Here is a 12,406-nt window from a genome sequence, read left to right as displayed (position 1 = left end):
TGAACAGCGTCGCCGTCAGGCGCCGCGCTGCTCGAAGTCCTTCATGTACTCGACGAGCGCTTTCACGCCCTCGAGCGGCACCGCGTTGTAGATCGACGCCCGCATGCCACCGACGGACTTGTGGCCCTTCAGCTGCAGCAGCCCGCGCGCCTTTGCGCCGGCAAGGAAGTCTTCATTGCGCGTTTCGTCGGCCAGGAAAAACGGCACGTTCATCCGCGAACGTGCTGCCGGCTCGACCTTGTTCAGATAGAAGCCGCTCGCATCGATCGTGTCGTAGAGCAGCTTCGCCTTCTCGATATTGCGGGCCTCGATCGCTTCGAGGCCGCCCTGCCGCTTCAGCCACTGGAACACGAGGCCCGCGATGTAGATCGCGTAGGTGGGCGGCGTGTTGTACAGCGAGTTGTTCGCGGCGATGGTCTTCCATTCGAACGCGGACGGGCAGATCGACTGCGCGCGATCGAGAAGATCCTCGCGCACGATCACGACCGTCACGCCGGCCATCCCGATGTTCTTCTGCGCGCCGCCGAACAGCACGCCGTATTTCGCGACGTCCATCGGGCGCGACAGGATGTGCGACGAGACATCCGCGACCAGCGGCACGTCGCCGAGATCGGGAATCTCGAACGTCTCGACGCCGTCGATTGTCTCGTTGGTGCACAGATGCACGTAGGCCGGATCGTCCGACAGCTGCCATTCGGCGCGTGCGGGCGCACGCGTGAAGCCGTCTTCCGTCTTGCCGGTCGCGGCGAGATGCGGTGTACCGTACTTCTTCGCCTCGCCGAACGATTTCTGCGACCACGAGCCCGTCACGACGAAGTCGGCGGTCTTGCGCGCCCCGAGCAGGTTCATCGGCACGATCGCATTTTCCGCGATACCGCCGCCCTGCAGGAACAGGATCCGGTGGCTTGCCGGCACGCCGAGCAGGTCGCGCAGGTCGGTCAGCGCGGCCTCGTGGATCGACATGAACTCCTTGCCGCGATGGCTCATCTCCATCACGCTCATGCCGCTGCCGTGCCAATCGAGCATTTCGTCGGCGGCCTGCCGCAACACTTCCTCGGGCATCGCCGCGGGGCCGGCGGAGAAATTAAAGACGCGCATCGTGAAAACCTCGGGAGGGACGCGACCGGCTTGCCGCCGGCAGAACCGCGCCAGAATGGAAATGGCCGCTTGCGCTCGCGCGCAAACGGCCATTATCGCACTGTCGTCAGGCTCCCGCCAAACCCGGCCGAATGGCCGGGTGCGTGCCCGGACGGCTTACTTGCCCGGCTTGACTGCTGCAACTTCCTTGTCAGCCTGCGTGCGCGTCGCCTGGATCGCTTGCGGCATGTACTTCTGCATCAGGCCGTTGACCACGTCGCGACCGACCTGATCCTGAACCTGGATGAACTTGCGGCCCGTCGGGCTCTTGTAGAACGTCGTCAGATCCTTGATCTCCGACGTGCTGTAGTACTTCGCGTACGCGTCGTACTGAGCCGACATCGCGTCGTTCTGGAATTGCTGCGTACCGAACACCTTGCCTGCGCCGTCAACCAGCTTCGGCACTGCATTCTTCTGCAGCGTCGGAACGGCAGCTTGCTTCTGCTTGTCGTTCATCGTCTTGTTTTCCGACAGCGCGTCCGACAGGATCGCCGGCACGAGTTGCTTGGCCTGCATTTCGGCGCTGTTGCCGATTGCCGACACGAGCTTCGGCGCGTCGATCGCGTCGAGCAGATCCTTGATCGCAGCCTTCTTGTCGGCGTCGATCGGCGCAGCTGCCGCGGCGGGCGCCGGTGCGGAATTCGACAGCGCTTGCGCCATCGCGAACGTCGGCACCAGTGCAGCCAGCAGAACCAGTTGCTTGAATTGCTTTTGCATCATCACTCCCTTTTGGAAATATGAATGGTTGCTCGCCGGCCGCGGCGCTTTGCGCCCGCGGCGGCCAGAGTCTCATCCGTTCTTCAGGCTTCGCCGTCCGACGCCTCGTCGGCCTCGCCATCGCCCTCTTCGGCCTCCGCGATCTGCTGCAGGCCAGAGAGCTTGGTACCCTCATCGAGACTGATGAGTGTAACACCTTGCGTGGCACGCCCCATCTCGCGGATCTCGGATACGCGGGTGCGAATCAACACGCCGGCCGTCGTGATCAGCATGATCTGATCCTCTGCGTCGACGAGCGTTGCAGCCACGACCTTGCCGTTGCGCTCGGACGTCTGGATCGCGATCATACCCTTCGTACCGCGGCCGTGACGCGTGTATTCGGTGATCGGCGTACGCTTGCCGAAGCCGTTCTCGGTCGCGGTGAGCACGGTCTGCTCCTCGCTGCCGGCAACCAGCATCGCGATGACCTGCTGCCCGTCCTCGAGCTGCATGCCGCGCACGCCGCGCGCCTCGCGCCCCATCGGACGCACGTCGTTCTCGTCGAAGCGCACGGCCTTGCCGGCGTCGGAGAACAGCATCACGTCGTGCGCGCCATCGGTGATCGACGCACCGATCAGGAAGTCGCCGTCGTCGAGGCCGACCGCGATGATGCCCTTCTTCATCGGACGGCTGAACGCTTCGAGCGGCGTCTTCTTCACGGTGCCGAGCGACGTCGCCATGAAAATGAACTTGTCGGCCGAGAATTCCTTGACCGGCAGCACGACGTTGATCTTCTCGCCATCCTGCAGCGGGAACATGTTGACGATCGGGCGGCCACGCGAGTTGCGCGAGCCCTGCGGCACTTCATAGACCTTGACCCAGTACACACGGCCACGGTTCGAGAAGCACAGGATGTAGTCGTGCGTGTTCGCGATGAACAGCGTCTCGATCCAGTCGTCTTCCTTCATCTGCGTCGCCTGCTTGCCGCGACCGCCGCGCTTCTGCGCGCGGTACTCGGACAGCGGCTGCGACTTCACGTAGCCCGCATGCGACATCGTGACGACCATGTCCTGCGGCGTGATCAGATCCTCGGTGTTCAGTTCGGTCGCGTTCAGCTCGATCTTCGAGCGGCGCGCATCGCCGAACTCGGCCTTCACCGAGGTCAGCTCCTCGCCGATCATCGTCGTGATCCGCTCGGGGCGCGCGAGGATGTCCAGCAGGTCGGCGATCTGTGCCATCACTTCGCGGTATTCGCCGATGATCTTGTCCTGCTCGAGACCGGTCAGGCGCTGCAGACGCATCTGCAGGATTTCCTGGGCCTGCGTCTCGGACAGACGGTACAGCCCGTCGTTCTGCATCCCGAACGCGGGGTTCAGGCCTTCCGGACGATACGCGGAGCGGCCGCCCGCCGATGCATTCTCGGCTTCGGCGCGCGTCAGCATGTCGCGCACGAGCGACGAATCCCACGGCTTCGCCATCAACTCCTGCTTCGCGATCGGCGGCGTCGGCGCGGCCTTGATGATCGCGATGAACTCGTCGATGTTCGCGAGCGCGACCGCGAGACCTTCGAGCACGTGGCCGCGTTCGCGGGCCTTGCGCAGTTCGTAGATCGTGCGGCGCGTCAGCACTTCGCGTCGATGCGACAGGAAGCACTGCAGGATTTCCTTCAGGTTCAGCAGCTTCGGCTGGCCGTCGACGAGCGCGACCATGTTCATGCCGAACGTGTCCTGGAGCTGGGTCGCCTTGTACAGGTTGTTCAGCACCACTTCCGGCACTTCGCCGCGCTTGAGTTCGATCACGACACGCATGCCGCTCTTGTCGGACTCGTCCCGGATGTCGGAGATGCCTTCGAGCTTCTTCTCGTTGACGAGCTCGGCGATCCGCTCGAGCAGCGAGCGTTTGTTCACCTGGTACGGCAGCTCGTCGACGATGATCGCCATCCGCTGGCCGCGGTCGATCTCCTCGAAGTGCGTGGCCGCGCGCATCACGACGCGGCCGCGCCCGGTGCGGTAGCCATCGCGCACGCCGGCGACGCCGTAGATGATGCCGGCCGTCGGGAAGTCCGGCGCCGGGATGATCTCGATCAGCTCGTCGATCGTCGCTTCCGGGTTGCCCAGCAGGTGCTGACACGCGTCGACGACTTCGTTCAGGTTGTGCGGCGGGATGTTGGTCGCCATGCCGACCGCGATGCCCGACGAGCCGTTGATCAGCAGGTTCGGAATGCGCGACGGCAGGACCGACGGCTGCGTTTCGTTGCCGTCGTAGTTCGGCTCGAAATCGACCGTTTCCTTGTCGATGTCGGCGAGCAGCTCGTGACCGATCTTCGCCATGCGAATTTCGGTGTAACGCATCGCCGCGGCGTTGTCGCCGTCGATCGAGCCGAAGTTGCCTTGCCCGTCGATCAGCATGTAGCGCAGCGAGAAGTCCTGCGCCATCCGCACGATCGTGTCGTACACCGCGGTATCGCCGTGAGGGTGGTACTTACCGATCACGTCACCGACGATACGCGCCGATTTCTTGTACGCGCGGTTCCAGTCGTTGTTCAGTTCGTGCATCGCGAACAACACACGCCGGTGCACGGGCTTCAGGCCATCGCGGACATCCGGAAGGGCACGTCCGACGATCACGCTCATCGCGTAATCGAGATACGAACGGCGCATTTCCTCCTCTAGGGAGGTGGGCAGGGTCTCTTTGGCGAATTGATCCATGTATCCGTATCGTTTCGGAGCGAAGACGGCGAACGCCTTACGCGTGGGCGCTGCATGCGCAACGCAACGCGAGATTCTAACATGCGCCCATCAGCCGCCAATTCGCCTCCCCCTCTATATATAAATAGCGAAAATTGTGGCGGCGGCGAGCCGACCGAAATCGCCTGCGACTCGACGTCGCAGGCGATTTCGTCATGCCTGTTTCACGCGCACGAGTAAACAGATACGTTCATCCGCGCAATTTCTCGGACACACTCTTGACAATCTCTGAAAGTTACGGCAGGCCGGTGTTGCGCATGCACCACAAACGTTGAGGCGATCTTAGGGTGGGGAGGATTTTTTTTCGTAGGAAGGGAACGATATGGCAAAATGCCAACGCACTGAGGGTTAGACGCTGCTCGAAGTCTAAAGTCTACACAGAGCGGTGCCGCATTTTTGTGCCGCACCAATGTTATACTTCGAGCAATGTATGACTTGTCACCGTCAACAGGCTCGCAGTAAACCTGCGGTAATCTCAATTTCGAGAGGAGAAATATGAATAAACTTTCAAAGCTCGCGTTCATTGCAGCTACCGCAGTTATGGCTGCATCCGCTTCGGCACAGTCGGTGCCGGCGTCGCGTCAAGCCGTCAATGACAACTGGGTGAACGGCACGGGCGAATGGGTGTGGATGAACGGCACGAACGAGCTCTGCTGGCGCGATGCATTCTGGACGCCGGCCACCGCCAACGCGAAGTGCGATGGCGCACTGGTCGCCCAGGCACCGCAGCCGCCGGTCGCTCCGGTCGCTCCGGCCATCACGAGCCAGAAGATCACGTATCAAGCTGACGCACTGTTCGACTTCGACAAGGCAACGCTCAAGCCGCTGGGCAAGCAGAAGCTGGACGAACTGGCTTCGAAGATCGAAGGCATGAACACGGAAGTGGTCGTCGCAACGGGCTACACGGACCGCATCGGTTCGGACAAGTACAACGACCGTCTGTCGCTGCGCCGTGCGCAAGCCGTGAAGTCGTACCTGGTCAGCAAGGGTGTGCCGGCCAACAAGATCTACACGGAAGGCAAGGGCAAGCGCAACCCGGTTACGACTGGCTGCAACCAGAAGAACCGCAAGCAGCTGATCGCCTGCCTCGCACCGGACCGCCGCGTGGAAGTCGAAGTGGTTGGTACGCAGCAAACGACGACGACGACCGTTCCGGCAAACTAAGCCGCGGTTTTCGACCGTTTCAAAGCCCCGCTCCGGCGGGGCTTTTTCGTTGATGCCCGTCCGGGCGCTCGCCGCCTCGCCGCTCGTCCGCTTCTTATATACTCGGGGCTGACGAACCGAAGCACTGCCCTCCCTCCGTAGCCCGTTTGCCGACATGACCAACGCCGATCCGCACGAACTCCAGAAATTCAGCGACCTCGCCCATCGGTGGTGGGATCCGAATGCCGAATTCAAGCCGCTGCACGACCTGAACCCGGTCCGGCTCGGCTGGATCGACGCGCATGCGCACCTGGCCGGCAAGCGCGCACTCGACATCGGCTGCGGCGGCGGCATCCTGTCCGAATCGATGGCCGGACTCGGCGCGCAGGTGAAAGGCATCGACCTGTCGACCGAAGCGCTCGGCGTGGCCGACCTGCACAGCCTCGAAAGCGGCATCTCGGTCGACTACGAGGCCATCGCCGCCGAAGCGATCGCCGCCCGCGAACCGGGCACCTACGATGTCGTCACGTGCATGGAGATGCTCGAGCACGTGCCGTCGCCCGGCGATGTCGTCGCCGCGTGCGCGACGCTCGTGAAGCCCGGTGGCTGGGTGTTCTTCTCGACGCTGAACCGCAACCTGAAGTCCTACCTGTTCGCCGTGATCGGCGCGGAGTACATCGCGCAAATGCTGCCGAAGGGCACGCACGACTACGCGCGCTTCATCCGCCCATCGGAACTGGCCGGCTTCGTGCGTGCGACGGATCTGCACATCGTGGAGATCAAGGGCATCACGTATCACCCGATCGGCAAGCGCTTCGCGCTGTCGAACGACACCGACATCAACTATCTCGTCGCGTGCCGCCGCGGCGCGTGACCCTCCGACCTGCATGACGACTCCCCTTTCGACCGCGCGAGCCGCACTCGACGAACCGCGCCTGCTGCACTGCGATGCCGTGCTGTTCGACCTGGACGGCACGCTCGCCGACACGGCGCCCGATCTCGCGGCTGCCGTCAACAAGATGCAGCGCGTCCGCGGCCTGCCCGAAACGTCGCTCGACGTGCTGCGGCCGCTGGCTTCGGCCGGCGCGCGCGGCCTGCTCGGCGGCGCATTCGGCATCGATCCGCAAACGCCCGGCTACGAAGCGATGCGTGACGAGTTCCTGACCAACTACGCGACGGATCTGTGCGTGCATACGACGCTGTTCCCCGGCATCGACGACGTGCTCGACGAGCTCGATGCGCGCGGCGTGCGCTGGGGCATCGTCACGAACAAGGCGATGCGGCTCACGGCACCACTCGTCGATCTGCTCGGTCTCGCACCGCGCGCCGCGTGCGTCGTCGGGGGCGACACAACGCCGCACCCGAAGCCCCACCCGGCCCCGCTACTGCATGCGGCCGACCAGCTGACGCTCGCGCCCGCGCGCATCGTCTACGTCGGCGACGACCTGCGCGACATTCAGGCCGGCAGCGCTGCCGGCATGGCGACGGTCGCGGCTGCGTACGGCTATTGCGGCGACGGCGCCGCGCCGTCCGACTGGCAGGCCCAGCATCTCGTCGACACGACGCAGGAACTGCGCGATCTGCTGCGCGATGTTGGGCTATAATGTTTGATCTTATCCGCGGGGGCGACCTGGTTTCGACAGGGGTTGTGAAGCGGCTAGGGCATGTCGAGGACCCGTCACCTCGTTAATCAATGGGAAAATCGTAACTGCAAACGACGATACGTTCGCACTGGCAGCCTAAGGGCCGCCGTCCTCTGCCTAGTTCACTGACGGGCTAGTGTCGCAAGACCGGTAGCAATACCGCCAGAGGTCATTTACGTCAGTTAAGCCCTGTCGGCGTCGCGACGCCAGGGTCGAAAATCTAGCGAATCGCCGAAGTGCAGCGTGTTCGTCCGCGTCGCTGCGGTTAAATCAAATGACTGAACTAAACATGTAGAACTAGTCGTAGAGCGCTTCTGGACGCGGGTTCGATTCCCGCCGCCTCCACCAAATTCTGCGCTTGTCGCACGAACCCCGTATGACGCAAGTCTGCGGGGTTTTTTGTTGCCGGCAAAAACGCACACGCCCCTCGCCGTCCGAAAAAGCGCCCAGCCACAGGCGGGCCGGGCGGAATGCCGCCGATGTTCCGACGGCAGGAGGTGACGGATGCTCTGCCGCGCCCGCGCAATCATCGGTCGCGCCGGGCAACGGCCAACCCGGGTGCCTCAGCCTGAGGGGCGACGCGTCATTCGCCCCCGGCGCTCATGCACACCGGGCAACACGCGGCTTAGCTGCCGCGATACAGCGACTTCATTTCTTCAGCGGTGGCCGGGCGCACGCCCATTGCACGCGAACCCGATGCCGATGCGCCCTGTGCCTGCGCGCCGTACCCGCTGGCATCCGCACCTTGCGCTTGCGCCAGCGCACTGCGCTGCTGCTCCGCAACACGCGCCGTTGCAGCCTGGATCGCTTCCGGATAGTGCGGATCTTCGCCGCGAGCGGAGTTGTATCCGGCCTGCTGGAGCTGGACCAGTTCGGCGCGGACCTGCGCGCGGGTGATCGTCGAGCCCGACTGCGCAAACGACACGACCGGAGCAACGAGAGCGGCGGCAACGACAACAGCTTGAACGAGCGACTTCATGATGACCTACCTCCAGATTTGTCTGTGTTCGCGGTGAACACCTTGTTCAGCGCTGACAACCCGAAGTTTATGTAGGCGAATGCTTAAGAATAAGGCAGGTTTCTGGAAGACATCCTTCCTGATTCAAGGGTTAACCCTAGATTACCTCCTGGACCGAGATGTGCGATCCCCAGCTTCGTCCGGCATCGCGTCGCATTGAGCCTCGCCGAAAAGCACGAGCCCCGCGAAGCGGCAACGCTTCGCGGGGCTCGAACAGAATCGGAATCGGACGGGATTCGTGCAGTCGCAGTTCAGGCGGCCAACCCGGTGCGTGGGTTGCGTGCCTGCCAGTCGAACTGGGGCCGCACGACCACGGTACGGACGCGCCTGTCCGCGCGTTACTGGCTATCCATCGGGCACTTCAGGTTGCAGCCGTTCGGGTCGCCCAGGTCGCCCTTGCGACGCAACGCCGACTTCTTGCTGCCCTGGTATTTCTGCGACGGCGCAGACGCCGCGAACGGCATTTGCGGATGCTCGTTCAGGCGAAACTGGTCGTTCAGGATGCCGCCGGGCACCCCCGGGGAATTCTGCGCGAGCGCAAACGGTGAAGCAATGACCAGCAGCCCCGCGGTCAACGCTGCCGCGGCGAGGGGAACGGAAAATTTCATGGCGGGATGACGCCTGAACGGCGTGCTTGTTGGAACGTTGATCAAGCGGCAAGCGTAGCGCAAATCCCCCGCCGCTGCAGCGCGGTCCGATCGCGTCCCCGTTACCGGGAATTGCCGTCCGGCGCGCTCGTGCCGTCGTCGCCGGCCAGCCCCGTCGCGATGCTCGTCAGCGTCCCGCACGCGGCCGGATCGTAACCGTCGAGATGCGCGACGCGCTCGATGAAGCGAGCGTCGCGCAGCAGCGCCAGCACGCCGGCGAGCGGCCGCGAATCGAGCCGCGCGCGTTCGCACGCGAAGTAATAGTCCTCGTCGACGACCGGGATGAAGTCGAGCCCGAAATGATGGGCGGCCGGCTCGACGCCGAAGCCGAGATCGGCCATCCCGCTCGCGACGAATGCGGCGATCGCCGAATGCGTGAGTTCGGCCGATGCATAACCGTCGATGCGCTCGGGATCGATGCCGATCGCGCGCAGCGCGAGATCCAGCAGCATGCGCGTGCCTGACCCGGGTTGCCGGTTGACGAAGCGGATGTCATTGCGCGCGAGATCCGCGAGCCCGCGGACCTGCTTCGGGTTGCCGCGCGGCACGAACAGCCCCTGCTGGCGGCGCGTCAGGTGAATCAGCACGTGACGCGTGTCGTCGAGCCACGGCCGGTAGATCTGCGCGCACTGCGCGCGAAACGCACCGCGCGGCAGATGGAAGCCGGCTAGGTCGCATTCGCCGCGTGCGAGCGCCTGCACGGCCTCGACACTCTCGCGATACTTGATGTCGACGGCCGCCTGCGCATCGACGAGCGCGGAAACAAGCGTCGCGACGGCATAACCGTGCGACGCGTGAATGCGCACGGCGCCGTCGCGCTGCGCGAGCCGCCGGCTCAGGTCGCTGGCCACTTCGGCCGCCAGCATGCGCAGGTTCCCGTCGAGCCGGCTGCGCGCGAGGCGCTGCGCATCGACGACGGCCTGCCCGAGCTCCGACAGCGTCGACCCCTTGCCCCGCGCGGTTTCGATCAACTCCCCGCCGATGCACGCTTCCAGCGCGCGCAACATGCCCCACGCGTGCCGATAGGACAGCCCTTTCGCCTGGGCGGCCTGCGCAATGCTGCCCGTGTCAGCCACAAGCTCCAGCAATGGCGCGACGTCCGACAGACTGGCGGTGCGACCTTCCGTGTCGCGTACGGTCAGATACGCGTCGCATTCGATTCGAATCAATTATGCACTCCGATTTCCTATTGCGACCGCGAAATCTTCCGCTTATCGTTGGTCGAAATCAATCAGAACGAAGCCGCAATGCGCACTATATGAATTCCGAGCGCATATGAGACTTTGGAGGAGCATAACCGATGTCCCCGAATCCCCATGCGCCCGACGCGCTCGTCGAGCGCCATGCGCGCGCCGGCCGGTCGCTGGTCGCGATCCTGCACGCGATCCAGGACGACGCGGGCTACGTGCCGCCGGGCTGCGTCGCACCGCTCGCCAGGGCACTCAATCTGTCGCGCGCGGAAGTGCACGGCGTACTGACTTACTACCACCACTTCCGCACCGCGCCGCCTGCGCGCGTCACGATCCAGATGTGCCGCGCCGAGGCGTGCCGCAGCATGGGCTGCGAAGCGCTGGCCGCACATGCTGAAGCCCGCACGGGCTGCCGGTTCGACGCGGCGCACGGCGATGCCGCGGATGCGCACGCGCCGGACGCCGTCGCGCTCGAATCGGTCTACTGCCTCGGACTGTGTGCGCAGTCGCCGTCGCTGACGGTGAACGGCGTGCTTCACGCCAAGGTCACGCCGGAAAAATTCGACGCGCTGCTTGCCGATGCGGTCGCCCACACGCCGGAGGCCGCATGACGATCCGCATCTACGTTCCGCGCGATTCGTCCGCGCTGGCACTCGGCGCCGACGCACTCGCCGCCGCGATCGCGGCGGAAGCCGAACGGCGCGGCGTCGCCATCGAGCTGGTTCGCAACGGCTCGCGCGGGCTGCTGTGGCTCGAGCCGCTCGTCGAGGTCGGCACGGCCGCCGGCCGCGTCGGTTATGCGAACCTGTCGGCCACCGACGTGCCGTCCCTCTTCGACGCGAACTGGCTCGAAGGCGGCGCGCATCCGAGCGGCGTCGGCCTCGTCGACGCGCTGCCCTATCTCGCACGCCAGCAGCGCCTCACGTTCGCGCGCATCGGCCTGACCGATCCGCTGTCGATCGACGACTACCTGCAACACGAAGGCCTCGCCGGCCTGAAGAACGCGCTCGCGCTCGACGGCGATGCCGCGTGCGAGACGCTGATCGAATCGGGGCTGCGCGGCCGCGGCGGCGCGGCATTCCCGGCCGGCATCAAGTGGCGCACGGTGCGGCACGCGCGCGCCGCGCAGAAGTACATCGTCTGCAACGCGGACGAAGGTGACTCGGGCACGTTCTCCGACCGCCTGATGATGGAATGCGATCCGTACTGCCTGATCGAAGGGATGATCATCGCGGGCATCGCGACGGGCGCGACGGTCGGCTACATCTACGTGCGCAGCGAATACCCGCACGCGATCGCCACGCTCGAAGCCGCAATCGTCCGCGCGCGCGAAGCCGGCTGGCTCGGCGAACACGTGCTCGGCTCCGCGCATGCGTTCGAGCTGCACGTCGCGAAAGGCGCGGGCTCGTACGTGTGCGGTGAGGAAACGGCGCTGCTCGAATCGCTCGAGGGCAAGCGCGGCGTCGTGCGCGCGAAGCCGCCGCTGCCCGCGCTCGCCGGCCTGTTCGGCCAGCCGACCGTCATCAACAACGTGATCACGCTCGCGACGGCGCCGGTGATCTTCGCGCGCGGCGCCGCGTTCTATCGCGACTACGGGATGGGCCGCTCGCGCGGCACGCTGCCGTTCCAGCTCGCGGGCAACATCCGTCACGGCGGCCTCGTCGAGCTCGCGTTCGGCGTCACGCTGCGCGAGCTGCTGTTCGACTTCGGCGGCGGCACCGCAAGCGGCCGGCCCGCGCGCGCCGCGCAGGTCGGCGGCCCGCTCGGCACCTACCTGCCCGATCACCAGTGGGACGTGCCGCTCGACTACGAAGCGTACACGGCGATCGGCGCGGTGGTCGGTCACGGCGGCATCGTGCTGCACGACGACACGTCGAACCTCGCCGAGCTTGCCGAATACGCGATGAAATTCTGTGCGATCGAATCGTGCGGCAAGTGCACGCCGTGCCGGATCGGCTCGACGCGCGGCGTCGAGACGATCGCGCGCATCCGCGACGGCGATACGTCGGAGCGGCAGGTCACGCTGCTGCGCGACCTGTGCGACACGATGCTGGCCGGATCGCTGTGCGCGATGGGCGGCATGACGCCCTACCCGGTGCTGTCCGCGCTCGACCATTTCCCCGAAGATTTCGGGCTCGCTGCCGGCAAGAATGCCGCGTCGGGCCCGGTCAAGGCTGCGGCCTGA

Annotated in this window: 11 protein-coding genes and 1 other RNA gene; 6 read left to right on the top strand and 6 right to left on the bottom strand. The window is 65.0% G+C overall.

The window, feature by feature from the left end; all coding sequences use genetic code 11:
• Window positions 1–15: 15 nt before the first annotated feature.
• The 3 genes from serC to gyrA all read right to left on the bottom strand — a co-directional run bounded on the left by serC (window position 16) and on the right by gyrA (window position 4,541).
• Entirely contained in the window at window positions 16–1,098 is a 1,083-nt protein-coding gene (gene serC / locus H3H55_RS05105; protein WP_193097873.1) for a 3-phosphoserine/phosphohydroxythreonine transaminase, read from the bottom strand.
• A gap of 156 nt (window positions 1,099–1,254) precedes the next feature.
• A complete protein-coding gene (locus H3H55_RS05100; protein ID WP_048249730.1) occupies window positions 1,255–1,854 on the bottom strand; it encodes a DUF2059 domain-containing protein in 600 nt (199 codons plus the stop codon).
• A gap of 83 nt (window positions 1,855–1,937) precedes the next feature.
• Window positions 1,938–4,541, bottom strand: coding sequence for a DNA gyrase subunit A (gyrA, locus tag H3H55_RS05095; protein ID WP_129514003.1), 2,604 nt, complete (start codon window positions 4,539–4,541; stop codon window positions 1,938–1,940).
• A gap of 534 nt (window positions 4,542–5,075) precedes the next feature.
• Here gyrA and ompA point away from each other — a divergent pair.
• From ompA to ssrA, 4 genes are all read left to right on the top strand, one after another.
• Window positions 5,076–5,744 carry an outer membrane protein OmpA gene (gene ompA, locus H3H55_RS05090; protein WP_129514002.1) on the top strand — a complete coding sequence of 223 codons (669 nt, stop codon included), beginning with the start codon at window positions 5,076–5,078 and terminating at the stop codon, window positions 5,742–5,744.
• Between the two features lie 154 nt (window positions 5,745–5,898).
• Window positions 5,899–6,597 (top strand): bifunctional 2-polyprenyl-6-hydroxyphenol methylase/3-demethylubiquinol 3-O-methyltransferase UbiG, encoded by a 699-nt coding sequence (gene ubiG / locus H3H55_RS05085; protein ID WP_006486844.1) that lies wholly within the window; start codon window positions 5,899–5,901, stop codon window positions 6,595–6,597.
• 13 nt (window positions 6,598–6,610) lie between these two features.
• Window positions 6,611–7,327 carry a phosphoglycolate phosphatase gene (gene gph / locus H3H55_RS05080; protein ID WP_193097872.1) on the top strand — a complete coding sequence of 239 codons (717 nt, stop codon included), beginning with the start codon at window positions 6,611–6,613 and terminating at the stop codon, window positions 7,325–7,327.
• 17 nt (window positions 7,328–7,344) lie between these two features.
• Window positions 7,345–7,714: a transfer-messenger RNA gene (gene ssrA, locus H3H55_RS05075) on the top strand.
• A 277-nt stretch (window positions 7,715–7,991) separates the two neighbouring features.
• Here ssrA and H3H55_RS05070 read toward each other — a convergent pair.
• The 3 genes from H3H55_RS05070 to H3H55_RS05060 form a co-directional block, all read right to left on the bottom strand.
• A complete protein-coding gene (locus H3H55_RS05070) occupies window positions 7,992–8,345 on the bottom strand; it encodes a DUF4148 domain-containing protein (protein ID WP_011351324.1) in 354 nt (117 codons plus the stop codon).
• A gap of 377 nt (window positions 8,346–8,722) precedes the next feature.
• Window positions 8,723–8,992, bottom strand: coding sequence for a hypothetical protein (locus H3H55_RS05065; protein WP_193099450.1), 270 nt, complete (start codon window positions 8,990–8,992; stop codon window positions 8,723–8,725).
• Between the two features lie 101 nt (window positions 8,993–9,093).
• Complete coding sequence (locus H3H55_RS05060) at window positions 9,094–10,200, bottom strand: substrate-binding domain-containing protein (protein ID WP_193097871.1); 1,107 nt, start codon at window positions 10,198–10,200, stop codon at window positions 9,094–9,096.
• A gap of 131 nt (window positions 10,201–10,331) precedes the next feature.
• Between H3H55_RS05060 and H3H55_RS05055 the strand changes: the two genes are divergently transcribed.
• Window positions 10,332–10,832, top strand: coding sequence for an NAD(P)H-dependent oxidoreductase subunit E (locus H3H55_RS05055; protein ID WP_048249641.1), 501 nt, complete (start codon window positions 10,332–10,334; stop codon window positions 10,830–10,832).
• Window positions 10,829–12,406 (top strand): formate dehydrogenase beta subunit, encoded by a 1,578-nt coding sequence (locus tag H3H55_RS05050; RefSeq protein ID WP_193097870.1) that lies wholly within the window; start codon window positions 10,829–10,831, stop codon window positions 12,404–12,406. Before H3H55_RS05055 ends, H3H55_RS05050 begins: the two co-directional genes overlap by 4 nt.

The organism is Burkholderia sp. Z1 (assembly GCF_014893795.1).
GTDB lineage: Bacteria > Pseudomonadota > Gammaproteobacteria > Burkholderiales > Burkholderiaceae > Burkholderia > Burkholderia theae.
The sequence above is the reverse complement of the archived record's forward strand: the minus strand, read 5'-3'. Positions and strand labels throughout refer to the sequence as shown.